Origin of the sequence: Rhodopseudomonas palustris HaA2 (assembly GCF_000013365.1) — a bacterium.
Lineage (GTDB): Bacteria > Pseudomonadota > Alphaproteobacteria > Rhizobiales > Xanthobacteraceae > Rhodopseudomonas > Rhodopseudomonas palustris_J.
This window is the reverse complement of the sequence record NC_007778.1, coordinates 2,638,648-2,661,278: the sequence shown is the minus strand read 5'-3', so window position 1 is coordinate 2,661,278 and position 22,631 is coordinate 2,638,648. Positions and strand designations below refer to the sequence as shown.

At 64.3% G+C, this 22,631-nt stretch carries 24 protein-coding genes; 1 reads left to right on the top strand and 23 read right to left on the bottom strand.

Annotated elements, in window-relative coordinates:
* Positions 1-81: 81 nt before the first annotated feature.
* The 20 genes from rpsH to rpsL all read right to left on the bottom strand — a co-directional run bounded on the left by rpsH (position 82) and on the right by rpsL (position 11,606).
* Positions 82-480 (bottom strand): 30S ribosomal protein S8, encoded by a 399-nt coding sequence (gene rpsH, locus RPB_RS11610; protein ID WP_011441199.1) that lies wholly within the window; start codon positions 478-480, stop codon positions 82-84.
* 13 nt (positions 481-493) lie between these two features.
* Positions 494-799: a 30S ribosomal protein S14 gene (gene rpsN / locus RPB_RS11605; protein ID WP_011441198.1), complete on the bottom strand. Its 306-nt coding sequence runs from the start codon at positions 797-799 to the stop codon at positions 494-496.
* 55 nt (positions 800-854) lie between these two features.
* Positions 855-1,412: a 50S ribosomal protein L5 gene (gene rplE, locus RPB_RS11600; protein WP_011441197.1), complete on the bottom strand. Its 558-nt coding sequence runs from the start codon at positions 1,410-1,412 to the stop codon at positions 855-857.
* Entirely contained in the window at positions 1,405-1,719 is a 315-nt protein-coding gene (gene rplX / locus RPB_RS11595; protein WP_011441196.1) for a 50S ribosomal protein L24, read from the bottom strand. The genes rplE and rplX overlap by 8 nt, the downstream gene beginning before the upstream one ends.
* Positions 1,719-2,087: a 50S ribosomal protein L14 gene (gene rplN / locus RPB_RS11590; RefSeq protein WP_011441195.1), complete on the bottom strand. Its 369-nt coding sequence runs from the start codon at positions 2,085-2,087 to the stop codon at positions 1,719-1,721. The genes rplX and rplN overlap by 1 nt, the downstream gene beginning before the upstream one ends.
* A gap of 60 nt (positions 2,088-2,147) precedes the next feature.
* A complete protein-coding gene (gene rpsQ, locus RPB_RS11585; RefSeq protein ID WP_011441194.1) occupies positions 2,148-2,396 on the bottom strand; it encodes a 30S ribosomal protein S17 in 249 nt (82 codons plus the stop codon).
* Between the two features lie 11 nt (positions 2,397-2,407).
* Positions 2,408-2,617 (bottom strand): 50S ribosomal protein L29, encoded by a 210-nt coding sequence (gene rpmC / locus RPB_RS11580; RefSeq protein WP_011441193.1) that lies wholly within the window; start codon positions 2,615-2,617, stop codon positions 2,408-2,410.
* Positions 2,618-2,622: 5 nt separating this feature from the next.
* Entirely contained in the window at positions 2,623-3,036 is a 414-nt protein-coding gene (gene rplP, locus RPB_RS11575; protein WP_011441192.1) for a 50S ribosomal protein L16, read from the bottom strand.
* Between the two features lie 33 nt (positions 3,037-3,069).
* Positions 3,070-3,768, bottom strand: coding sequence for a 30S ribosomal protein S3 (rpsC, locus tag RPB_RS11570; RefSeq protein ID WP_011441191.1), 699 nt, complete (start codon positions 3,766-3,768; stop codon positions 3,070-3,072).
* A 23-nt stretch (positions 3,769-3,791) separates the two neighbouring features.
* Positions 3,792-4,178 (bottom strand): 50S ribosomal protein L22, encoded by a 387-nt coding sequence (gene rplV, locus RPB_RS11565; protein ID WP_011441190.1) that lies wholly within the window; start codon positions 4,176-4,178, stop codon positions 3,792-3,794.
* A 10-nt stretch (positions 4,179-4,188) separates the two neighbouring features.
* Positions 4,189-4,467: a 30S ribosomal protein S19 gene (gene rpsS, locus RPB_RS11560; protein ID WP_011441189.1), complete on the bottom strand. Its 279-nt coding sequence runs from the start codon at positions 4,465-4,467 to the stop codon at positions 4,189-4,191.
* Positions 4,468-4,478: 11 nt separating this feature from the next.
* Positions 4,479-5,315, bottom strand: coding sequence for a 50S ribosomal protein L2 (rplB, locus tag RPB_RS11555; RefSeq protein WP_011441188.1), 837 nt, complete (start codon positions 5,313-5,315; stop codon positions 4,479-4,481).
* 13 nt (positions 5,316-5,328) lie between these two features.
* The gene (locus tag RPB_RS11550; protein ID WP_011441187.1) at positions 5,329-5,628 is read right to left on the bottom strand and encodes a 50S ribosomal protein L23; all 300 of its coding nucleotides are present in this window, start codon (positions 5,626-5,628) and stop codon (positions 5,329-5,331) included.
* Positions 5,625-6,245: a 50S ribosomal protein L4 gene (gene rplD, locus RPB_RS11545; protein WP_011441186.1), complete on the bottom strand. Its 621-nt coding sequence runs from the start codon at positions 6,243-6,245 to the stop codon at positions 5,625-5,627. The genes RPB_RS11550 and rplD overlap by 4 nt, the downstream gene beginning before the upstream one ends.
* Position 6,246: 1 nt before the next feature.
* A complete protein-coding gene (gene rplC / locus RPB_RS11540; RefSeq protein ID WP_011441185.1) occupies positions 6,247-6,972 on the bottom strand; it encodes a 50S ribosomal protein L3 in 726 nt (241 codons plus the stop codon).
* A gap of 50 nt (positions 6,973-7,022) precedes the next feature.
* Positions 7,023-7,331: a 30S ribosomal protein S10 gene (rpsJ, locus tag RPB_RS11535; RefSeq protein ID WP_002712302.1), complete on the bottom strand. Its 309-nt coding sequence runs from the start codon at positions 7,329-7,331 to the stop codon at positions 7,023-7,025.
* Positions 7,332-7,415: 84 nt separating this feature from the next.
* Positions 7,416-8,606 carry an elongation factor Tu gene (gene tuf / locus RPB_RS11530; RefSeq protein WP_011441158.1) on the bottom strand — a complete coding sequence of 397 codons (1,191 nt, stop codon included), beginning with the start codon at positions 8,604-8,606 and terminating at the stop codon, positions 7,416-7,418.
* Positions 8,607-8,645: 39 nt separating this feature from the next.
* A complete protein-coding gene (gene fusA, locus RPB_RS11525) occupies positions 8,646-10,718 on the bottom strand; it encodes an elongation factor G (RefSeq protein ID WP_011441184.1) in 2,073 nt (690 codons plus the stop codon).
* Positions 10,719-10,748: 30 nt separating this feature from the next.
* Entirely contained in the window at positions 10,749-11,219 is a 471-nt protein-coding gene (gene rpsG, locus RPB_RS11520) for a 30S ribosomal protein S7 (protein WP_011441183.1), read from the bottom strand.
* A 15-nt stretch (positions 11,220-11,234) separates the two neighbouring features.
* Positions 11,235-11,606 (bottom strand): 30S ribosomal protein S12, encoded by a 372-nt coding sequence (rpsL, locus tag RPB_RS11515; protein ID WP_011441182.1) that lies wholly within the window; start codon positions 11,604-11,606, stop codon positions 11,235-11,237.
* A gap of 938 nt (positions 11,607-12,544) precedes the next feature.
* On the opposite strand from rpsL, the gene RPB_RS11510 reads away from it, so the two are divergent.
* Entirely contained in the window at positions 12,545-13,468 is a 924-nt protein-coding gene (locus tag RPB_RS11510) for a hypothetical protein (protein WP_011441181.1), read from the top strand.
* 334 nt (positions 13,469-13,802) lie between these two features.
* Here the strand turns inward: RPB_RS11510 and RPB_RS11505 are convergent, their stop codons facing one another.
* The 3 genes from RPB_RS11505 to rpoC form a co-directional block, all read right to left on the bottom strand.
* Positions 13,803-15,917 (bottom strand): ABC transporter ATP-binding protein, encoded by a 2,115-nt coding sequence (locus RPB_RS11505; protein ID WP_011441180.1) that lies wholly within the window; start codon positions 15,915-15,917, stop codon positions 13,803-13,805.
* Positions 15,918-16,032: 115 nt separating this feature from the next.
* Positions 16,033-18,099: an FAD-dependent oxidoreductase gene (locus tag RPB_RS11500; RefSeq protein ID WP_011441179.1), complete on the bottom strand. Its 2,067-nt coding sequence runs from the start codon at positions 18,097-18,099 to the stop codon at positions 16,033-16,035.
* Between the two features lie 299 nt (positions 18,100-18,398).
* Positions 18,399-22,601, bottom strand: coding sequence for a DNA-directed RNA polymerase subunit beta' (rpoC, locus tag RPB_RS11495; protein WP_011441178.1), 4,203 nt, complete (start codon positions 22,599-22,601; stop codon positions 18,399-18,401).
* Positions 22,602-22,631 lie beyond the last annotated feature (30 nt).

Genomic DNA, 22,631 nt, shown 5'->3' with positions numbered 1-22,631 from the left:
CGTAACGACGCCGCGGAAGATGCGCCAATTCCCGTTCTCTCGGCGCGTCCCGGCCGCATCGTGCGGCGGGCCACGCTTCGCTCAGAACACCGTGAACAGAACCTCGCCGCCGACATTGGCGTCGCGGGCATCGTGATCGGCCATGATCCCCTTGGGGGTCGACAGCACCGAGATGCCGAGGCCGTTGTTGACGCGCGGCAAATTCTTGACCGAGGCGTAGACCCGACGACCCGGACGCGACACGCGCTCGATTTCGCGGATCACGGGCTCGCCGTCGAAATATTTCAGCTCGATCTCGAGCTCGCTGCGCCCCGAGGGATGCTCGACGCTGGCGTAGCCGCGGATGTAGCCCTCGCTCTTCAGCACTTCGAGCACGCTCGCGCGCATTCTCGAGCCGGGAGTCGAGACCTTGGACTTCGAACGCATCTGCGCGTTGCGGATGCGGGTGATGAGATCGCTGATCGGATCGTGCGTTGACATCTGACGACCCTCCTTACCAGCTCGACTTGACGAGGCCGGGAACCAGGCCCTTCGAGCCGAGATCGCGGATCGCGATACGGCTCAGCTTGTTGAGGCGGTAGACCGAGCGCGCACGGCCGGTGATCTCGCAGCGGTTGCGGATCCGGGTGGCCGACGAATTGCGCGGCATCTCGGCGAGCTTCAGGGTCGCCGCGAAACGCTCCTCCATCGGGAGGTCCTTGTCGGCGATGATGGCCTTCAGACGCGCGCGCTTCGGCGCCGCGTTCTTGGTCATCTTCTTCCGACGATTGTTCTTCTCGATCGAACTCTTCTTTGCCATGCCAGGCTCCTGGGTTTCCGCGTTTGAGACAGATCAGCTCGGGGCTGTCAGCGTCTCACTGCCGGAACGGGAAATTGAATGCGGTCAACAGCGCGCGCGCTTCGTCGTCGGTGCCCGCGGTCGTACAGACGGTGATGTCCATGCCCCACGACTCGCCGGTCTTGTCGAAGTCGATTTCGGGGAAAATGATGTGCTCTTTGATGCCGAGCGAATAGTTGCCGCGGCCGTCGAAGCTCTTCGGGTTCAGGCCGCGGAAATCCCGGACGCGCGGCAGCGCGACGGTGATCAGGCGGTCGATAAACTCGTACATCTTGGCCTTGCGCAGCGTCACCTTGCAGCCGATCGGCTGGTTCTCGCGCAGCTTGAAGGTCGAGATCGCGACCCGCGAATAGGTCACGACAGCCTTCTGGCCGGCGATCAGCGCCATGTCGGCGGCCGCCTGCTCCGCCTTCTTGCGGTCGTTGACCGCCTCGCCGACGCCCATGTTCAGCACGACCTTGTCGAGCCGGGGAACCTGCATGACGTTGCCGTAGCCGAACTTTTCAGTCAGCTGGGTGCGGATGCTGTTGTCGTACTCCGCGCGAAGGCGCGGAACGTATGCGGTCTCAGCCATCGATCTCTGCTCCCGAGCTCTTGGCAATACGAACCTTCTTGCCGTCCGCCAGGATCTTGAAACCGACGCGGGTCGGTTTGCCGTCCTTGCCGACGATCGCGATGTTGGACAGGTCGATCGGCGCCTCTTTCGAGATGATGCCGCCTTCCTGGGATTGGGTCTGCTTCTGGTGACGCTTGACGATATTGATGCCGCGAACCAGCGCCACACCGGCGGCCGGACGGACCTCGAACACTTCGCCGGTGCGACCCTTGTCGCGCCCGCTCAGCACCATCACCTTGTCGCCCTTACGAATCTTGGCGGCCATCACAGCACCTCCGGTGCCAGCGAAATGATTTTCATGTGGTTCTTCGCACGCAGCTCGCGCGGCACCGGCCCGAAGATACGGGTCCCGACCGGCTCGGACTGATTGTTGATCAGCACGGCGGCGTTGCGGTCGAAGCGGATGACGGAGCCGTCGGGGCGGCGGATGTCCTTGCGGACCCGGACCACCACGGCCTTCATGACGTCGCCCTTCTTCACCTTGCCGCGCGGAATCGCTTCCTTGATCGACACCACGATGACGTCGCCCACGGTGGCATAGCGGCGCTTGGAGCCCCCGAGCACCTTGATGCACATGACACGGCGTGCGCCGGAATTATCGGCCACGTCGAGGTTGGTCTGCATCTGGATCATTGATGCACCTCGTCCTCTCTCTAATGCGCTGATGCGCTCTCAACTGACGCGCAAATGCGCTTAGGCGGTCTTCTTCGGTTCGCCCCGGACCACGGTCCAGCGCTTCAACTTGGAGATCGGCTTGCTCTCCTCGATCCACACCATGTCGCCCGGATGGAACTGATCGTTCTCGTCGTGCGCGTGGTAGTTCTTCGAGCGCCGGATCGTCTTCTTGTAGATCGGGTGGGTGAAGCGACGGTCGACGCGCACCACCACGGTCTTGGCTTGCTTGTCGCTGACGACCACGCCCTGCAGGGTCCTCTTCGGCATCTCTGTGGTCCTTACTTCGTCTTGCCGGCGCGCTTCTGCGCGGCGATGGTCTTGATCCGGGCGATGTCGCGCCGGGCTTCGCGCAGCCGCGAGGTGTCCTCGAGCTGGCCGGTGGCGCGCTGGAAGCGCAGGTTGAAGCGCTCCTTCTTCAGATTGAGGATGGCGTCGTCCATCTGGTCTTCGCTCATCGCGCGGATGTCGCCGCTCTTCATCTCAGCCATGACACTTACTCCGCGATGCGCGCGACGAAGCGCGTCTTGATCGGCAGCTTGGCGGCGGCGAGCGTCAGCGCTTCCTTGGCGGTCTGCTGATTGACGCCGTCGATCTCGAACATCACCCGGCCTGGCTTGACGCGGGCGACCCACAATTCCGGCGCGCCCTTGCCGGAGCCCATGCGGACTTCGGCGGGCTTCTTCGACACCGGAACGTCCGGGAAGATCCGGATCCAGACGCGGCCGGCGCGCTTCATGTGGCGGGTCAGCGCACGACGGGCGGCTTCGATCTGGCGCGCGGTGACGCGCTCCGGCTCCATCGCCTTCAGGCCGAACTGGCCGAACGCCAACGTCGCGCCCGACGACGCAACGCCGTGGATGCGGCCCTTGTGCGCCTTGCGGAACTTGGTCTTCTTTGGTTGCATCATGGCTTACGCCCTCAAACCTTATTCAGCAGAAGATCAGGCAGCGTCGCGGCGCGGGCGGGAATTGTCGCCTTCGGCCATACGCTTGTCCTGCGCCATCGGATCGTGTTCGAGGATCTCGCCCTTGAAGATCCACACCTTGACGCCACAGGTGCCGAAGGTGGTGAACGCGGTCGCGACGCCGTAATCGATGTCGGCGCGCAGCGTGTGCAGCGGCACGCGACCTTCGCGATACCACTCCATGCGCGCGATTTCGGCGCCGCCGAGACGGCCCGAGCAGTTGATCCGGATGCCCTCGGCGCCGAGACGCATCGCCGACTGCACCGCCCGCTTCATCGCGCGGCGGAACGCGACGCGGCGCTCGAGCTGCTGCGCGATCGATTCGGCGACCAGCGTGGCGTCGAGCTCCGGCTTGCGGATTTCGACGATGTTGATGACGACGTCCGACGCGGTGATGTCGGCGACCTTCTTGCGCAGCTTGTCGATGTCGGCGCCCTTCTTGCCGATCACGACGCCCGGGCGCGCGGAGTGGATCGTCACCCGGCACTTCTTGTGCGGGCGCTCGATCACGATGCGCGCCACCGCGGCCTGCTTCAATTCCTTGTGCAGGATCTCACGGATCTTGACGTCCTCGTGCAGCAGCTTGCCGTACTCGTTCTTGCCGGCGAACCAACGGGAATCCCACGTCCGGTTGATGCCCAGCCGCAGCCCGATCGGATTGATCTTTTGACCCATCGAAAGTCTCCCGCGCCCTGGCGTTAAGCGCTTGCTTCGGCTTCGACCTGACGAACGACGATCGTCAGCTGCGCGAATGGTTTCAGAATACGGCCCGAGCGGCCGCGGCCGCGCGGCGAGAAGCGCTTCATCACGATGCCCTTGCCGACATGGGCCTCGGAGACGACGAGCGCGTCGACGTCGAGGTCGTGGTTGTTCTCGGCATTGGCGATCGCCGATTCCAGGCACTTCTTGACGTCGACCGCGATCCGCTTGCGCGAGAATTGCAGGTCGGCCAGCGCCGCCGCGGCCTTGCGACCACGGATCAGCTGGGCCACCAGGTTGAGCTTCTGCGGGCTGACGCGAAGCATCCGGGCAACGGCCTTGGCCTCGTTATCGGGGAGGACCCGTTCGCGCTTGGGTTTGCTCATGGCTTGGTCCTCAACCCTTCTTCGACTTCTTGTCGCCGGAGTGGCCGTGGAACGTGCGGGTCGGCGAGAACTCGCCGAACTTGTGACCCACCATTTCCTCGTTGATCGCCACCGGCACGTGCTTCTGGCCGTTGTAGACGCCGAAAGTCAGCCCGACGAACTGCGGCAGGATGGTGGAGCGGCGGCTCCAGATCTTGATGACGTCGTGACGGCCCGACGCACGCGCGGCATCCGCCTTCTTCAGCAGCGAGCCCTCGACGAACGGGCCCTTCCAGACTGAGCGAACCATGTCCGGCTTCCTTACTTCTTCTTCCGCTTGTGGCGGCTGATGAGAATGAACTTGTCGGTCGACTTGTTCGAGCGGGTCTTCTTGCCCTTGGTCGGCTTGCCCCACGGAGTGACCGGGTGACGGCCGCCCGAGGTGCGGCCTTCGCCGCCGCCGTGCGGATGGTCGATCGGGTTCATGACGACACCGCGGTTGTGCGGGCGCCAGCCGAGCCAGCGCGTACGCCCGGCCTTGCCGATCGAGATGTTCATGTGGTCCGGGTTCGACACCGCACCGATGGTGGCGGTGCAGCGGCCGTGGACCAGGCGCTGCTCGCCTGAATTCAGACGCATGATGACGTAGTCATGGTCGCGGCCGACGAGCTGAGCGTAGGTGCCGGCCGAACGCGCGATCTGCCCGCCCTTGCCGATCTTGAGCTCGACATTGTGCACGATGGTGCCGATCGGCATGTTGCCGAGCGGCATGACGTTGCCCGGCTTGACGTCGACATAGGCGCCGGCGATCACGGTGTCGCCGACCGCGAGGCGCTGCGGCGCCAGGATGTAGGCCTGCTCGCCGTCCTCGTACTTGATCAGCGCGATGAACGCGGTGCGGTTCGGATCGTATTCCAGGCGCTCGACCTTGGCCGGAACGTCGACCTTGGTGCGCTTGAAGTCGACCAGACGATAGGTCTTCTTGTGGCCGCCGCCGCGGAACCGCACGGTGATCCGGCCGGTGTTGTTGCGGCCGCCGTTCGAGTGCTTGCCTTCGGTCAGCGTCTTGACCGGCTTGCCCTTGTAGAGCGCCGAACGATCGACCATCACCAGCTGGCGCTGGCCCGGCGTCGTGGGATTGTATTTTTTCAATGCCATGGTCGGTCCCGCCTTACAGTCCGGTGGTCACGTCGATGCGATGACCCTCTTCCAGGGTCACGACCGCGCGCTTGACGTCCGACTGCGTGCCGAAGGTGCCGCGGAAGGACTTCGACTTGCCCTTGCGCACCAGCGTGTTCACGCTCTTCACTTTGACGTCGAACAGCTTTTCGACGGCTTCCTTGATTTGCGGCTTGGTCGCGCCGCTCTGCACCTTGAACACGACCTTGTTGTGCTCGGACGCCATCGTGGCCTTTTCGGTCACGACCGGCGAGACGATCACGTCGTAATGGCGCGGATCGATCGATTTCATTTGAAGCGCGCCTCCAACGCATCGAGAGCGGCCTTCGTCAGAACCAACTTCCGACGGCGCACGATATCGTAGACGTTGATGCCCTGGATCGGCAGCACGTCGATGTTCGGGATGTTGCGGGCCGCCGTGGCGAACCCGGTGTTGACCTCGGCGCCGTCGATGATCAGCGCGTTGGTCAGACCAAGGCCGGAGAACGCTCCGACCAAAGCCTTGGTCTTCGCGGCTTCAAGCTCGGCCTTGTCGATCACGATCAGCCCGCCGCCCTTGGCCTTGGCCGACAGCGCGTGGCGCAGCGCCAGCGCACGGACCTTCTTCGGCAGGTCGATGGCGTGCGAACGCACCACCGGACCGAACGCACGGCCACCGCCGCGGAACTGCGGCACGCGCTGCGAACCGTGACGAGCACCGCCGGTGCCCTTCTGCTTGTACATCTTCTTGCCGGTGCGCCAGACTTCGGCGCGGCCCTTGGCCTTGTGGGTGCCGGCCTGACGCTTGGCGAGCTGCCAGATCACGCAGCGCTGCACAATGTCGTTGCGCGGCTCGAGACCGAAGATGGCGTCGGAGAGCTGGACCGAGCCGGCTTCCTGACCCTCGAGAGTGGTGACTTTCAATTCCATCTCACACACCCTCCTGCTCGGCAGCCGGAGCCGCTGCTTCTTCGCCGCCGTTGGCGAGCCGGAACTTGCCCGGCTTCGGCGCGTCGGCCGGCAGCGCCTTCTTGACGGCGTCGCGCACCGAGATCCAGCCGCCCTTGGAGCCGGGAACGGCGCCCTCGACCAGGATCAGGCCGCGCTCGACGTCGAGCTGCACCACGCGCAGATTCAGCGTGGTGATGCGATCGACGCCCATGTGGCCGGGCATCTTCTTGTTCTTGAAGGTCTTGCCCGGGTCCTGACGGCCACCGGTCGAACCGATCGAACGATGCGACACCGACACACCGTGGGTGGCGCGCAGACCGCCGAAATTCCAGCGCTTCATGCCGCCGGCGAAGCCCTTGCCGACCGAGGTGCCGGTGACGTCGACGAACTGGCCGACGACGAAGTGGTCGGCCTGGATCTCGGCGCCGACCGGGATCAGCGCGTCCTCGGACACGCGGAACTCGGCGACCTTGCGCTTCGGCTCGACCTTGGCGACGGCGAACTGACCGCGCTCGGCCTTCGGCATGTACACCGTCTTGCGCGCACCCGAACCGAGCTGCAGCGCGACGTAGCCGTTCTTTTCAGTGGTGCGATGGGCGAGCACCTGGCAGTTGCCCAGCTTCAGCACGGTCACGGGGATATGTTCGCCGGTCTCCGTAAAGACCCGCGTCATCCCGACCTTCTGTGCGATCACTCCGGAGCGCATCGGCGTGCTTCCTGTTCTTTCTGTCCGTTAAGTAACCGGACGGTCCAATCTCAGAGCTTGATTTCGACGTCGACGCCGGCAGCGAGGTCGAGCTTCATCAAAGCATCGACGGTCTGCGGGGTCGGGTCGACGATGTCGAGAAGGCGCTTGTGAGTGCGCATCTCGAACTGCTCGCGGCTCTTCTTGTCGACGTGCGGCGAACGGTTGACGGTGAACTTCTCGATCCGGGTCGGCAGCGGAATCGGCCCGCGCACCTGCGCACCGGTTCGCTTCGCGGTGTTGACGATCTCACGCGTCGACGTATCGAGAATCCGATGGTCAAACGCCTTGAGGCGAATGCGAATATTCTGGCCGTTCATTGCCGTATCTTTCTTCAGTGAGCCAATGGTGAGTAGTGAGTGGCGAGCGGGGATCCGTCCGCCACTCTCTATTCGCTATTCGCCTTACTCGATGATCGAGGCCACCACGCCGGCGCCGACGGTGCGGCCGCCTTCGCGGATGGCGAAGCGCAGCTTTTCTTCCATCGCGATCGGCACGATCAGGTGCACTTCCATGGCGATGTTGTCGCCCGGCATCACCATCTCGGTGCCTTCCGGCAGATGCACGACGCCGGTGACGTCGGTGGTGCGGAAGTAGAACTGCGGACGATAGTTGGTGAAGAACGGGGTGTGACGGCCGCCCTCTTCCTTGGTCAGGATGTAGGCCTCGGCCTTGAACTTGGTGTGCGGCTTCACCGAACCCGGCTTGCACAGCACCTGGCCGCGCTCGACGTCTTCGCGCTTGGTGCCGCGCAGCAGGCAGCCGATGTTGTCGCCGGCCTGGCCCTGGTCGAGCAGCTTGCGGAACATTTCGACGCCCGTGCAGGTCGTCTTCTGGGTGTCGCGGATGCCGACGATCTCGATTTCCTCGCCGACCTTGACGATGCCGCGCTCGACGCGGCCGGTCACCACCGTGCCGCGGCCCGAGATCGAGAACACGTCTTCGACCGGCATCAGGAACGGCTGGTCGATCGGGCGCTCCGGCTGCGGAATGTAGGCGTCGACCGCCTTCATCAGCTCCAGGATCGCGTCGTGGCCGAGCTTCTGATCCGAGTTCTCCAGAGCGGCCAGCGCCGAGCCCTTGATGATCGGAATGTCGTCGCCCGGGAAGTCGTACTTCGACAGAAGCTCGCGCACTTCCATCTCGACCAGCTCGAGCAGTTCCGGATCGTCGACCATGTCGCACTTGTTCAGGAACACCACCAGCGCCGGAACGCCGACCTGGCGCGCCAGCAGGATGTGCTCGCGGGTCTGCGGCATCGGGCCGTCGGCCGCCGACACCACCAGAATGCCGCCGTCCATCTGCGCCGCACCGGTGATCATGTTCTTGACGTAGTCGGCGTGGCCCGGGCAGTCGACATGCGCGTAGTGGCGGTTCGTCGTCTCGTATTCGACGTGAGCCGTCGAAATCGTGATGCCGCGCGCCTTCTCTTCCGGCGCCTTGTCGATCTGGTCGTAGGCCGTGAACGTCGCGCCGCCCGTCTCCGCCAGAACCTTGGTGATCGCCGCCGTCAGCGACGTCTTGCCATGGTCGACGTGACCGATCGTCCCGATATTGCAATGCGGCTTGGTACGTTCGAATTTTGCTTTGGCCATCGTTCTTCTCCGTTCAGTCGCGGCTTACGCCGGCGACAATCAGGCAAACTTCTTCTGGACTTCCGCCGACACGTTGGCCGGGGCTTCCGCGTAGTGGTCGAACTGCATCGTGAAGGTCGCGCGACCCTGGCTCATCGAGCGCAGGTTGTTCACGTAACCGAACATGTTCATGAGCGGCACCATCGCGTTGATGACGTTGGCGTTGCCGCGCATGTCCTGGCCCTGGATCTGGCCGCGCCGCGAGTTGAGATCGCCGATCACCGAACCGGTGTAGTCTTCCGGGGTGACGCATTCGACCTTCATGATCGGCTCGAGCAGAACCGACTTGCCCTTCTGCAGCGCTTCGCGGAACGCAGCCCGCGAGGCGATTTCGAAGGCGAGCGCCGACGAGTCGACGTCGTGATACTTGCCGTCGACCAGCGTCACCTTGACGTCGACCACCGGGAAGCCCGCGACCACGCCGGAGCCGAGCACGCTCTCGATGCCCTTCTCGACGCCGGGGATGTATTCCTTCGGAACCGAACCGCCGACGACCTTGGAGATGAACTCGTAGCCGGCGCCTGGCTCGTTCGGCTCGACGATGAAGCTCACCGCCGCGAACTGACCGGTACCGCCGGTCTGCTTCTTGTGGGTGTAGTCGACCTCGGCCTTCTTGGTGATGCGCTCACGGAACGCCACCTGCGGCGCGCCGATATTCGCATCGACCTTGTAGGTGCGCTTCAGGATGTCGACCTTGATGTCGAGATGCAGTTCGCCCATCCCCTTGAGGATGGTCTGACCCGACTCGATATCGGTCGAGACCCGGAACGACGGATCTTCGGCCGCGAGCTTCGCCAGCGCGACGCCGAGCTTCTCCTGGTCGGCCTTCGACTTCGGCTCGATCGCGATCTCGATCACCGGCTCTGGGAATTCCATCTTTTCGAGGATCACCGGCTTGGCGGGATCGCACAGCGTGTCGCCGGTGCGCGCTTCCTTGAGGCCGGCCAGCGCGACGATGTCGCCGGCATAGGCTTCCTTGATGTCTTCGCGGTTGTTGGCGTGCATCAGCAGCATGCGGCCGATGCGCTCTTTCTTCTCGCGGGTCGAGTTCACCACGCCGGTGCCGCTCTGCAGAACGCCGGAATAGATGCGGCAGAACGTGATGGTGCCGACGAACGGGTCGTCCATGATCTTGAACGCGAGCAGCGCCAGCGGCTCGCTGTCGTCCGCCTTGCGCACGACTTCGTTGCCGTCCTCGTCGATGCCCTTGATCGCCGGCACGTCGACCGGCGACGGCAGGTAGTCGACCACGGCGTCGAGCAGCGGCTGCACGCCCTTGTTCTTGAACGCCGAACCGCACAGCACCGGATAGAACGCGCCGTTCAGCACCGCCTTGCGGATCAGCCGCTTCAGCGTCGCCTCGTCGGGCTCTTTGCCGTCGAGATAGGCGGCCATGGCGTCGTCGTCGAGCTCGACGGCGGCTTCGATCATCTTCTCGCGATATTCCTTGGCCTGCTCGAGCAGATCTTCCGGAATGTCGGTGTCTTCGAACTTGGCGCCGAGCGATTCATCGTTCCACACCACGGCCTTCATGCGGACCAGATCGATCAGGCCCTTGAAGTTGTTCTCCGAGCCGATCGGCAGCTGGATCGCCACCGGCTTGGCGCCGAGGCGGTCGACGATGTCCTGCAGGCACTTGAAGAAGTCGGCGCCGGTCTTGTCCATCTTGTTGGCGAAGACGATGCGCGGAACCCGATACTTGTCGCCCTGACGCCAGACCGTCTCGGTCTGCGGCTCGACGCCCTGGTTGCTATCGAGCACGCATACCGCACCGTCGAGCACGCGCAGCGAACGCTCGACTTCGATGGTGAAGTCGACATGGCCGGGGGTGTCGATGATGTTGAGGCGCTTGCCGTTCCAGAACGCGGTGGTGGCGGCGGAGGTGATCGTGATGCCCCGCTCCTGCTCCTGCGCCATCCAATCCATCGTCGCGGCACCTTCGTGCACTTCGCCGATCTTGTGGCTCTTGCCGGTGTAGAACAGGATGCGCTCGGTCGTCGTGGTCTTGCCGGCATCGATGTGGGCCATGATGCCGAAGTTGCGGTAGTCCTCGATGGCGTGAACGCGGGGCATGACGTCTTCCTTGCTTCCGTTGCTTCGCCGTTACCAGCGATAGTGCGAGAACGCGCGGTTGGCTTCCGCCATCTTGTGCACGTCTTCACGCTTCTTTACGGCATTGCCGCGGTTGTTCGAGGCGTCGAGCAATTCGGCCGACAGCCGCTCGGTCATGGTCTTCTCGTTGCGGCCGCGGGCGGCCGTGATCAGCCAGCGGATGCCCAGCGCCTGGCGCCGGGTGCTGCGGACTTCGACCGGCACCTGATAGGTGGCGCCGCCGACGCGGCGGGACCGGACCTCGATGGCCGGCATGACGTTTTCGAGCGCCTGCTCGAACACGGTCAGCGGAGCCTGCTTGGTCTTGGCCTCGATGAGGTCGAGCGCACCATAGACGATGCTCTCGGCGACCGACTTCTTGCCGGCGTACATCACCGAATTCATGAACTTGGTAACGACGATGTTCCCGAACTTCGGATCCGGCAGAACTTCGCGCTTTTCGGCGGCATGACGACGAGACATGGTTGAGCTTCCCGCTTACTTCGGACGCTTCGCGCCGTACTTCGAACGACGCTGCTTACGGTTCTTGACGCCCTGGGTATCGAGGACGCCGCGGAGAATATGGTAGCGCACGCCGGGCAAATCCTTGACGCGGCCGCCGCGGATCATGACCACCGAGTGCTCCTGAAGGTTGTGGCCTTCACCCGGAATGTAACCGATCACCTCGAAGCCGTTGGTCAGCCGAACCTTGGCGACCTTGCGGAGAGCCGAGTTCGGCTTCTTCGGCGTCGTGGTGTAGACGCGGGTGCACACGCCGCGCTTCTGCGGCGACTGCTGGAGCGCCGGAACCTTCTTGCGCGACTTCTGCACAACGCGCGGACGTGCGATCAGCTGGTTGATCGTCGGCATCTTCGCCTTCACCCTTGGCTTCACGCGAAACCTTTGTGGGGTTTCGCAAATTCGTTCGGGGCACCCGCCCCAGCGGCCGCCTCGCAGGATTGGAGCAAGTCCGATCACGCAAAGCGAAATCGCGCCAGCCACTCATTGCTGAGCGGAAAGCGCTTCCATGCAACAGAGGACCGCAGCAAAGTCCGATCAGCATCGGCTGACCGTCCTCGTACCGAGGTCATGCTTCCAAAACAGTCCTCAGGAGAGAAACTCTCCGGAGAACGATGAACGTCCTGGCATTGCCTGGCTTTAGAGACAGCGTCTGAGCGTCTTGGGTCGAGGTTGGTGCCCGAAGTCCGTGAAGACGTCCGGGTGGTCCGTTCCGACGTTGGCGAAGCTCACCGCCTGTCTTGAAGTGGCCGGGTTTTATCGGCGCAACCCTCTCAAGTCAAGGCAAAACCACGCGGCGGCTGTCGTTCTGGCGCAACTCGCGCGTCGCTCCCGCGCGTGCAGTAAATGCCCGCCATAAAGGGGTTTTCGTGCGGTCGCCGCGCTCGTCGAGGGCCGCCTTCCAGCGCGGGGCGCTGCCGGCCCAGCGCCGGATTCAGCGGACGCCGGAACGGTTCGAACAGAATCGGTCACGTCTTCGTCGTATCCGCGCAACATGCGGCAGCATGAGTCGCGTTAACGATTCGTGCCCGCGCGCGCCTTCCCACGGCCCGGCCTGTTGCGGAGAAGGACGGCGATGCACGTATGAGGTGTCTTTTTATACAATGCACGCACATTCATTGGGACTCCAAGGCGCGGCCCGCCGGGATTGCAACCGCGCCGGCCCGCGTGCTTACTGATCCGCTCCGGCGTCATTCGAGCGCGTCGGTGCGAGAGGCAGTCCGATCCGTGACGGCGTGGGGGGCAACCAGGTGAGCAGGCGCTCCGCAGGCGGCGCGAGGTCGCGGCGCGTGGGCCTCGCTTCGCGTTCCGCGTTGGCGACCCTGATCGCGCTGCAGCTCCCCGCTTTCGCCTTCGCCAAGGATGTCGTCAAGGATGTCGTCAAGGATGTCGCGAACCACGCCGACGACGATGACGACGTCGCCAAGCCGTTTGCGCCGCAGGTCTATCTCGATCTGCGCAGCACCTATTCGCGGGTCCCGGCCGGCGTGCTGGCGATCGGCTTCGCCAACACGGGGAGCGCGCTGTCGCAATTGACCGCCCTGTCCACGCGGACGTCCCTGCCCGGCCTGTCGCTGCCGGCGAGCCAGGGCGTCGGCTTCGACGTGCCGCTGACGGTGGACGTCAATGAGCAGGTCTCGCTGTATGGCGGCTTCAGCGCGACGGCATCGAAGGCCGGCGATTTCGACTGGAGCGCGGTCGCGATCACGAGTTGGAACCTCGGCGTGCAGGCCGACCTCCATCAGCAGAACGGCGGCGCGATCCCGACGCTGACATTGCAAACCACGCTGACCCGCGCAGTGCCGTCCGGGCCGCTCGCCACCACGTCGCTGAACACCATCCTCGAGGCAAGCTACGCGCTCGACGCCGACGAAACCCGCGGGATTCTGGTCGGCGTGCAATCGACACTGACGGCGATCGACGCCGACCGCGCCGAGATCCGGCCGAACTGGGTCGGCTGGCTCGGCGGCTTCTATCAGTGGGAGACCAACTGGAAAGTGACGGGCCGCGCCGGCGTGCAGTCGTTCGGCGGCGCGCAGTTGCTGAATCTCACGCCGCTCGACCCGTTCACCCAGCCGATCCTGCGGTTCGATCTCGACCGGATGGACGACGACGACAACCGGCTGTTCGGCGTCACCGCGCAGATCGCCTGGACGCCGAAGCCGGCCTATCAGCTGACCCTGCGGACGCCGCTGTATCTGACGAAGAACTGACGCCAGCTCAGAACACGTCATTGCGAGAGCGAGGCGACGAAGCAATCCAACATCAGGCACTCGTCGCTCTGGATTGCTTCGCTTCGCTCGCAATGACGAGGTCTGCGCGGCCATTTCTCCTCACTCAGTCACTCGCAGCAATCCTGACGTCGTCATCCTGAGGTGCGCGCTGTTGCGCGCCTCGAAGGATGCGGCAAGGGGTGCGTGCGGCTCATCCTTCGAGGCGCGCCGTGCCGCGCTTTAGCGCGGCCCAGCGCACACCTCAGGATGACGCTGGGACGTGAAGCAAGTCCGCTAAGCCACCAGCGAGATCGCTACCCGGCGTCGCCACGTATCACTCGTCGTCGTCCTCTTCATCATCATCGTCGTCATTGCGGCTGCCGTGACGGCCGTGGGTCTGGTCGTCCCACAGCTTGCGGTAGACGCCGTCCTTGGCCAGCAGTTCCTTGTGCGAGCCGCGCTCGATCGCCTGGCCGTTGGAGATGACGATGATCTCGTCCATCTCGACCACCGAGGCGAGCCGGTGGGTCGAGAAGATCATGGTGCGGCCGCGCGCCAGCTTCAGCAGCGTCTTGTTGATCGCCGCTTCGGTGGTCTGGTCGAGCGCCGAGGTCGCCTCGTCGAGCAGCAGCACCGCCGGGTCGCGCACGATGGCGCGGGCGATCGCCAGGCGCTGGCGCTGGCCGCCGGACAGCGTATCGCCGCGCTCGCCGACCTGGGTGTCGTATTTGTCCGGCAGGCTCATGATGTAGCGGTGGATCTCCGCCTTCTTCGCCGCCGCGACGACCTCGGCGTCGGTGGCGCCCTCCTTGCCGAGCCGGATGTTCTCGCGGATCGTCATGTTGAACAGCATGTTGTCCTGGAACACCACGGCCATGCTCTGCCGCAGCGAGTCCATCGTGACCTTGCGGACGTCGACGCCGTCGACGGTGACGCGCCCTTCGTCGGGCTGATACAGCCGCAGGATCAGGTTGAGCAGCGTGCTCTTGCCGGAGCCGCTCGGGCCGACGATGGCGATGGTCTTGCCGGCCTGCAGCCTGAGGCTGAGATTGTCGAGCACCGGCCGCTCCGCGCCCTCGTAGCCGAACGTCACCCGCTCGAAGGCGATGTTGTCGGTGATGCGCGGCAATTCGGCGGCGCCCGGCCGGTCGGCGATCGGGGTCGGCTCGTCGAGCATCTCCTCCATGTGGCGGACCGCGGCGGCGGCCTGGATCGCGACCGGGATGAACTGCATCAGATGCGCGATGTTGTAAGACACCTCCCAGAACGCGCTCTCGAAGGTGACGAAGGTGCCGACCGTGATCTGGCCCTTGGTCGCCAGATAGGCGCCGATCGCCAGCACCACGATGTGCAGCAGCAGCACCGCGACGGTGACCGAGCGCTCGACCATCGTGCGCAGGAAGATCGCCTCGGCGATCTTGTTCCGTGTCGTGTTGTTGCGCAGCGAAAAGAAGCCGAACATCTTGCGCTGCAGGCTGAATGCCTTGACCACGGCCTGCGCGCCGACGTTCTCCTGCACCATGCCGAGCAGCCCGGCCTCCTGGACCTTCTGCTCGTAATTGGCCTTCACCGCCTTCGGCGTCAGGATGCGCGGCCCGATCAGCGTGATCGGGAAGATCAGGAGCGCGACCACGGCGAGCTGCCAGTTCAGGAACAGCATCAGGATGATGCCGGCCACCAGTTCGAGCAGCGGCAGCAGCGCGGTGTTGGCGAAGATCTCGACCACGTTCTCGAACGCCGCCATGTCGATCGAGAAACGCGACAGCGTCTCGCCGCGCTTGGTGCGGGCGAAGTAGCCGGCGGGCAGCCGCTGGACGTGGTCGAACAGCCGGGTGCGCACGTCGCTGATGACCGACGCGGCGAGCCGCGCGTCCCAGCGCTCGTACCAGATCGCCACGATCGAGGTGATCACGCCGGCGACCGCGAGGATCGACAGAATCTTGTAGAGTTCCTGGAAGTCCTCCTCGCCGAGCGCATCGTCGATCAGGAACTTCAGGCTGAGCGGCATGATGACGTTGAACAGCGTCTCGACGAGAACGCCGAACACCACGATCGCGACCATCTTCCTGTAGTTCGGCAGGATCGGCCGGACGAACCGCGCAATGGTGGCGAGCGCGCCGGCGGCCTCGCGCGCGGTGAAGACGACGAGTTCCTCGTCGTCCTCGTCGTCGTCCTCCCCCTCGCCGTCTTCGTCGTCTTCTTCGTCGTCGTCGTCGTCCGCCGCGGCCTTCGGCGCCGGCGGCGTCTTGTCCTGAACGAGCTGTTTCACCGGCGGCTTGGTGCCGGGAACCACGGCGGCGGTCTTGCCGACCGGCATCGCGAATTTCTCGTCGAGCGGCGACGCGGCGGCATCGCCCTCGCCGGGTTTCGCGTCGGGAACGGCGGATTGATCAGCCGTCGGCGCGGCGGCCGGATCGGTCGGTGGCTTGGCAGGCGGCTTTCGGGCCATGTATCGAACCGGGGGTCGAACCGTTGGTGGACGGCCAGTACGACCGCAATGACGAGCGCCGTGACTCGCGAGCCGCGGCGTATCCTAAGCTATCATCTCGGGGCGGGCAAAGCGCTCAGTCTTCGTCGTCTTCGTCGTCGTCGACCTTGTCGAAGAACGAGTAGCGCAGGCTGTCCGCGTCGCCGTACCACTGGCCCGGACCCTTGCCGGCCTTCAGCGTCGCTTCCCAGAGCTTGTCGCTGACGTCGTTGCGATGCATCGACAGATCGAAGCCGTTGCTGAAGAACAGTTCCGACCACTCCCACCAGGTGCCGAGCTTCTTGACGCCGCGCAGCAGATCGTAGTCGTCGATCACGATGGGTTCCATGTCGCTGGTCACCGAGCCGAACACCAGGCCGGTGCGCGTCACCCGGTTGAGTTCGCGGATCGCCTTGACCACGCGGTTCTCCGGGACGTGGCACAGGCTGGTCTCGAACACGAGGTCGAACGAAGCGTCCTCGAACGGCAGGTCGACGATCGAGCCGAACTGGTTGAACGGCTTCAGCGCCTCCGGCGTCTTGGCGAGAATGCCGCGATTGTTGTCGACGCCCCAGGCATCGATGCCGCGCTCGCGCAGCGCGCCGACCAGCTCGCCGCTGGCGGAGCCCGCGACCAGCAGTTTGACGCCCTGCGGCACGTCCCAGACCGTCCTGATCATCGCCAGCAGATAGTCGGGGTCGGTGAACCGGCTCCAGACCTCGGCATACGGCCCCTGGTTGCGATAATTGGCAAAATACGAGGCGTCGATCTTGTCCGACCCGGGCTGGCCCGCGAGCGCGCGGGCGCGGCGCAGCTTCATCGTCTCGGTGACGATGATGTCGGTGGCGGCGTCGGAGGAATCCAGCAGGCCGTTCAGCGTCGAATCGAACAGATAGTCGCCGACCACGACGAAGCCCGGATGATTCTTCGGCTCGGGCCGGTGATTGGTCATCACGTCGCGCACCGGCAGGCCGCCGGGGATGCAATTCACCGACGACAGCCAGCGATGGGTCTTGCCTTCCATGAAATGCTCGCGCGCGTCGCCGAATGCCGCCGGCAGCGACTTCAGCGCCAGGTCGGTCAGTTCGCCGTCGGTCAGATTCGAGAACGCCAGCGCGTCGGAGCCGGCGACCAGGAAGTTCAGCACGCCGTATTTGCCGACGTCGTGGCGCGCGCCCTCGTTGTAGACGCAGCAGCCGCCGAACGCCTCCGACATGAACCAGGCGCCGGGGATCTTGTCGCCCCAGAACGGGCTGTCGAACAGCAGCGAGATCCGCAGATAGTGCGCCGGCCGGTCGAAATAGGCGACGTGCTTGACCATGGCCTTGCGCAGCTGCTCGTCGCCCCAGCCGAGCGTCGCGAGCCAGTTGTGCGGCAGGCACATCAGCACGAGATCGAAGTCGCGCGTCTCCGGGCCCTTGCCGTTCATCATGTTCAGCTCGTAGCGGCCGCTCGCGGTCTTGCCGACCTTGAGAATGCGGTGGTTGAGCTGGATCTCGGCGTCGACCTCGGAGCGCAGCCCCTCGATCAGTTGCTCGTTGCCGTTCTGGATCGAATACAGGCCGATATAGCCGTCGATATCCATCACGAAATTCTTCAGCGCGTTGAGGCCGTTGGTGTTGTGGCTCTCGGTGGCGATGTCGGACCGCGCCATCACCTTGAAGAAACGCTTGGCGACCGGGTCGTCGATCTCCTTGTCGAGCAGTTGCTCGCAATTGGTCCAGGCCCAGGGATGCTCGTTGTCGTGCGCGCCGACGCCCTCGTAGTACTCCAGCGGCGTCACCATCTCGCTGCAGGTCTTGCGGAAGGCGAGAATGGCGTCGGCGGTCTTGTCGCCGTACTTCCGGCGCATCCCCGGCACGTCGTCGAGCAATTCGCCGTCGAGCTGGACCTGCTCGGCGTCCATCGGAATCGTCTGCAGCCCGAAATGCTGCACCAGTTCGCGCAGCGGGTCCGGCCCGGTCATCGAGTAGTCGTACAATTCGGCGACGCCGGCCTCGTACAGCGCCGGCGCGGTGTCGAAGGTGCGGGACACGATCTTGCCGCCGAGCCGGTCGGACGCCTCGAAAATCGTCACCCGGCACAGCGGGCCCAGCTTCTTCTTCAGGTACCAGGCGCTCATCAGTCCGCCCGGGCCGCCACCAACGATCGCAAGGTCAAACATCTGGTTCTTTCAACACATCGGCGCAGGCCGTCCAGCCGCGCGCAGCCATACCCGATCCGCTCCGCCGGCGCCCGGCAGACCGATTCTGTGCGAAAATCAGCTTATGTTCAACGACTTAACGCTGATTTTGGCGCGGAATCCGCGCCCCCGGAGCAAGGATCGCATCGTTCCTGGACAGCAAGGCGGCTTTCACCTGAAGGAAACATGAACGGACCGTAATGCGTAGCCCGAAAAGTCGGCCAGACGCAAAAAAGGCCGGCTTGCGCCGGCCTTTTTCAGATTGCTTTGCAGAAGCCGCCTTATTCGACCGGCGGCAGCGCCAGCGGCTCGGCTTCCGGGGCCGCGGGCGGCACGATGGTCGCCTGCTTCTCGCGTTCGTCGAGGATCATGCGATCCCGCTTCATCGCGACTTCGCGGAGCTTGGCCATCGAGGCGCCGGTGCCGGCCGGGATCAGCCGGCCGACGATGACGTTTTCCTTGAGGCCTTCCAGCGGGTCCACCTTGCCGTTGACGGCGGCTTCGGTGAGCACGCGGGTGGTCTCCTGGAACGACGCCGCCGAGAAGAACGAGCGGGTCTGCAGGCTCGCCTTGGTGATGCCGAGCAGAACCGGCGTTCCCGTGGCGATCTTCTTGCCCTCGTCGCGCGCCTTGGCGTTGAGCTGGTCGAACTCGATCTTGTCGATCTGTTCGCCCGAGATCATGTCGGTCTCGCCCTGGTCGGTGATCTCGACCTTCTGCAGCATCTGGCGAACGATCACCTCGATGTGCTTGTCGTTGATCAACACGCCCTGGAGCCGGTAGACCTCCTGGATTTCGTTGACCAGATAGGCAGCGAGTTCCTCGATGCCCTTGATCGCCAGGATGTCGTGCGGCGCCGGGTTGCCTTCGACGATGAAGTCGCCCTTTTCCACGATGTCGCCGTCCTGAAGGTGGATGTGCTTGCCCTTCGGGATCAGGTACTCGCGCGCCTCTTCTTCGCTGTCCATCGGTTCGATCGAGATCCGACGCTTGTTCTTGTAGTCGCGGCCGAACCGGATGGTGCCGGCGATTTCCGCGATGATCGCCGCGTCCTTCGGCTTGCGGGCCTCGAACAGTTCGGCGACGCGCGGCAGACCGCCGGTGATGTCGCGGGTCTTCGCGCTCTCGGTCGAGATACGCGCGAGGATGTCGCCCGGCTTCACCTTGGCGCCGACGTCGACCGACAGAATGGCGTCGACCGACAGCATGTAGCGGGCGTCACCGCCGCGCGCCAGCTTCAGCACCTTGCCGTCCTTGCCCTTGACCACGATCGCCGGGCGCAGATCGGCGCCGCCGCGGGTCGAGCGCCAGTCGATGACGATACGCTTGGCGATGCCGGTGGATTCGTCGAGCGTTTCCGAGATCGACTGGTCTTCGACCAGATCCTCGAAATCGATCGTGCCCTCGACCTCGGTCAGCACCGGGCGGCTGTACGGATCCCACTCGGCGATGCGCTGGCCGCGCTTCACCGTGTCGCCCTCGTCGACGTGCATGCGCGCGCCGTACTGGATGCGGTGGGTCGCCCGTTCGGTGCCGTCCGGATCGACGATCGCAACCACCATGTTGCGAACCATCGCGACGCTGTGGTTCTCGCCGTTGCGGGCGATCGCCTTGTTCTTGATGACGACCTTACCCTCGAAGTTCGACTCGATCACCGACTGCTCGTTGATCTGCGCCGCGCCGCCGATGTGGAAGGTACGCATCGTCAGCTGCGTGCCGGGTTCGCCGATCGACTGCGCGGCGATGACACCGACCGCCTCGCCGTGGTTGACCGGGGTGCCGCGGGCGAGATCGCGCCCGTAGCACTTGCCGCAGATGCCGTTGACCAGTTCGCAGGTCAGCGCCGAGCGGATCTTCACTTCCTGGACGCCGGCCTGGTGGATCGCCTCGACGTCGCGCTCCTCCATCAGCTGGCCCTTCTTGACGATCACCTCGTTGGTCTGCGGATCGCGCACGTCTTCGCCCGCGGTGCGGCCGAGGATGCGCGAGCCGAGCGACGCCACCACGGTGCCGGCGTCGATGATCGCCCGCATCTTGATGCCGAGCGAGGTGCCGCAATCATCCTGGGTGATGATGCAGTCCTGCGCCACGTCGACCAGACGGCGGGTCAGGTAGCCGGAGTTCGCGGTCTTCAACGCGGTGTCCGCGAGGCCCTTACGGGCGCCGTGGGTCGAGTTGAAGTACTCGAGAACCGAGAGGCCTTCCTTGAAGTTCGAGATGATCGGCGTCTCGATGATCTCACCCGACGGCTTGGCCATCAGGCCGCGCATGCCGGCGAGCTGACGCATCTGGGCGGGCGAACCACGCGCGCCGGAATGGGCCATCATGTAGATCGAGTTGACCTGGGTCTCCGCGCCGGATGCGTTCTTCCGGACCGCGGAGATCTCCTTCATCATCTCCTTGGCGATTTCCTCGGTGGCCTTCGACCAGGCGTCGACCACCTTGTTGTACTTCTCGCCGTGGGTGATCAGACCGTCGTTGTACTGCTGCTCGAAATCCTTCGCCAGCGTACGCGTGGTGTCGACGATCTTCCACTTCGAGGCCGGCACGACCATGTCGTCCTTGCCGAACGAGATGCCCGCCTTGAACGCGTTGAAGAAGCCCAGCGCCATGATGCGGTCGCAGAAGATCACCGTCTCCTTCTGGCCGCAGTGGCGATAGACCTGATCGATCACGCTGGAGATCTCGCGCTTGGTCATCAGCTTGTTGATGACCTCGAACGGCAGCTTCACCGATTTCGGCAGAACCTGGCCGAGCAGGATGCGGCCGGCGGTGGTCTCGATCAGCCGCTGGTACGGCTTGCCCTCGTCGTCGAGCGAGTCCCAGCGATATTTGATCTTGGTGTGCAGGTGGATGACCTTGGAGAACAGCGCGTGCTCCAGCTCGGCGAGGTCGCCGAACACCTTGCCCTCGCCCGGCAGCCCTTCCCGCAGGATCGACAGGTAGTACAGGCCGAGCACGATGTCCTGCGACGGCACGATGATCGGCTGGCCGTTCGCCGGATGCAGGATGTTGTTGGTCGACATCATCAGCACGCGCGCTTCGAGCTGCGCTTCGAGCGACAGCGGGACGTGCACGGCCATCTGGTCGCCGTCGAAATCGGCGTTGAACGCGGCGCAGACCAGCGGGTGAAGCTGGATCGCCTTGCCCTCGATCAGCACCGGCTCGAACGCCTGGATGCCGAGGCGATGCAGCGTCGGGGCGCGGTTCAGCAGCACCGGATGCTCGCGAATGACTTCGTCGAGGATGTCCCAGACCTCGGGACGCTCCTTTTCGACGAGCTTCTTCGCCTGCTTCACCGTGGTCGACAGACCCTTGGCGTCGAGCCGCGAATAGATGAACGGCTTGAACAGTTCGAGCGCCATCTTCTTCGGCAGGCCGCACTGGTGCAGCTTCAGCTCGGGGCCGACGACGATGACCGAACGGCCCGAATAGTCGACGCGCTTGCCGAGCAGGTTCTGACGGAACCGACCCTGCTTGCCCTTCAGCATGTCGGCGAGCGACTTCAACGGACGCTTGTTGGCGCCGGTGATGACGCGGCCGCGGCGGCCGTTGTCGAACAACGCGTCGACGGCTTCCTGCAGCATCCGCTTTTCGTTGCGGATGATGATGTCCGGCGCGCGCAGCTCCATCAGCCGCTTCAACCGGTTGTTACGGTTGATGACGCGGCGATACAGGTCGTTCAGATCCGAGGTCGCGAACCGGCCGCCGTCGAGCGGCACCAGCGGCCGCAGGTCCGGCGGAATCACCGGCACCACGGTCAGGATCATCCACTCCGGCTTGTTGCCGGAGAAGCGGAACGCCTCGACGATCTTCAGCCGCTTGGCGAGCTTCTTGTGCTTGATGTCGGAGTCGGTCTCGGCCATCTCGACGCGCAGCTGCGCATCGATCTTCTCGAGCTCGAGTCCCTTCAGCAATTCGCGGATCGCTTCGGCGCCGATCATGGCGGTGAAGCTGTCCTGGCCGTACTGATCCTGGGCGCGGAGGTACTCCTCCTCCGACAGCAGCTGACGCTCCTTGAGGTCGGTCAGGCCCGGCTCCAGCACGACGTAGTATTCGAAGTACAGAATCCGCTCGAGGTCCTTCAGCGTCATGTCGAGCAACTGCCCGATCCGCGACGGCAAGGACTTCAGGAACCAGATGTGGGCGACCGGTGCCGCCAGCTCGATGTGGCCCATGCGCTCGCGTCGGACGCGCGACAGCGTCACTTCGACCGAGCACTTCTCGCAGATGATGCCCTTGTACTTCATCCGCTTGTACTTGCCGCACAAGCACTCGTAATCCTTGATCGGCCCGAAGATGCGGGCGCAGAACAGGCCGTCGCGCTCGGGCTTGAAGGTGCGGTAATTGATGGTTTCCGGCTTCTTGATCTCGCCGTAGGACCACGACAGAATCTTCTCCGGCGACGCGATCGAGATCCGGATCTGGTCGAAGACCTGAGCCGGCGTCGTCGGATTGAACAGATTCATGATTTCTTGGTTCATCGTCTTCTCCTCGCGTACCGATCGTCACCG

Coding starts and splice junctions, on each gene's coding strand:
- rplB (WP_011441188.1), bottom strand. CDS start 5,315: ATGGCATTGAAAAAATACAATCCCACGACGCCGGGCCAGCGCCAGCTG.
- fusA (WP_011441184.1), bottom strand. CDS start 10,718: ATGCCCCGCGTTCACGCCATCGAGGACTACCGCAACTTCGGCATCATG.
- rpoC (WP_011441178.1), bottom strand. CDS start 22,601: ATGAACCAAGAAATCATGAATCTGTTCAATCCGACGACGCCGGCTCAG.
- rpsC (WP_011441191.1), bottom strand. CDS start 3,768: ATGGGTCAAAAGATCAATCCGATCGGGCTGCGGCTGGGCATCAACCGG.
- rplV (WP_011441190.1), bottom strand. CDS start 4,178: ATGAGCAAACCCAAGCGCGAACGGGTCCTCCCCGATAACGAGGCCAAG.
- rpsQ (WP_011441194.1), bottom strand. CDS start 2,396: ATGCCGAAGAGGACCCTGCAGGGCGTGGTCGTCAGCGACAAGCAAGCC.
- rpsS (WP_011441189.1), bottom strand. CDS start 4,467: ATGGTTCGCTCAGTCTGGAAGGGCCCGTTCGTCGAGGGCTCGCTGCTG.
- rplP (WP_011441192.1), bottom strand. CDS start 3,036: ATGATGCAACCAAAGAAGACCAAGTTCCGCAAGGCGCACAAGGGCCGC.
- rpsG (WP_011441183.1), bottom strand. CDS start 11,219: ATGTCTCGTCGTCATGCCGCCGAAAAGCGCGAAGTTCTGCCGGATCCG.
- rpmC (WP_011441193.1), bottom strand. CDS start 2,617: ATGGCTGAGATGAAGAGCGGCGACATCCGCGCGATGAGCGAAGACCAG.
- rpsL (WP_011441182.1), bottom strand. CDS start 11,606: ATGCCGACGATCAACCAGCTGATCGCACGTCCGCGCGTTGTGCAGAAG.
- rplX (WP_011441196.1), bottom strand. CDS start 1,719: ATGGCCGCCAAGATTCGTAAGGGCGACAAGGTGATGGTGCTGAGCGGG.
- rpsJ (WP_002712302.1), bottom strand. CDS start 7,331: ATGAACGGCCAGAATATTCGCATTCGCCTCAAGGCGTTTGACCATCGG.
- RPB_RS11550 (WP_011441187.1), bottom strand. CDS start 5,628: ATGAAATCGATCGATCCGCGCCATTACGACGTGATCGTCTCGCCGGTC.
- rplE (WP_011441197.1), bottom strand. CDS start 1,412: ATGGCTGAGACCGCATACGTTCCGCGCCTTCGCGCGGAGTACGACAAC.
- rpsN (WP_011441198.1), bottom strand. CDS start 799: ATGGCAAAGAAGAGTTCGATCGAGAAGAACAATCGTCGGAAGAAGATG.
- rplD (WP_011441186.1), bottom strand. CDS start 6,245: ATGGAATTGAAAGTCACCACTCTCGAGGGTCAGGAAGCCGGCTCGGTC.
- rplC (WP_011441185.1), bottom strand. CDS start 6,972: ATGCGCTCCGGAGTGATCGCACAGAAGGTCGGGATGACGCGGGTCTTT.
- tuf (WP_011441158.1), bottom strand. CDS start 8,606: ATGGCCAAAGCAAAATTCGAACGTACCAAGCCGCATTGCAATATCGGG.
- rpsH (WP_011441199.1), bottom strand. CDS start 480: ATGTCAACGCACGATCCGATCAGCGATCTCATCACCCGCATCCGCAAC.
- RPB_RS11505 (WP_011441180.1), bottom strand. CDS start 15,917: ATGGCCCGAAAGCCGCCTGCCAAGCCACCGACCGATCCGGCCGCCGCG.
- RPB_RS11500 (WP_011441179.1), bottom strand. CDS start 18,099: ATGTTTGACCTTGCGATCGTTGGTGGCGGCCCGGGCGGACTGATGAGC.
- rplN (WP_011441195.1), bottom strand. CDS start 2,087: ATGATCCAGATGCAGACCAACCTCGACGTGGCCGATAATTCCGGCGCA.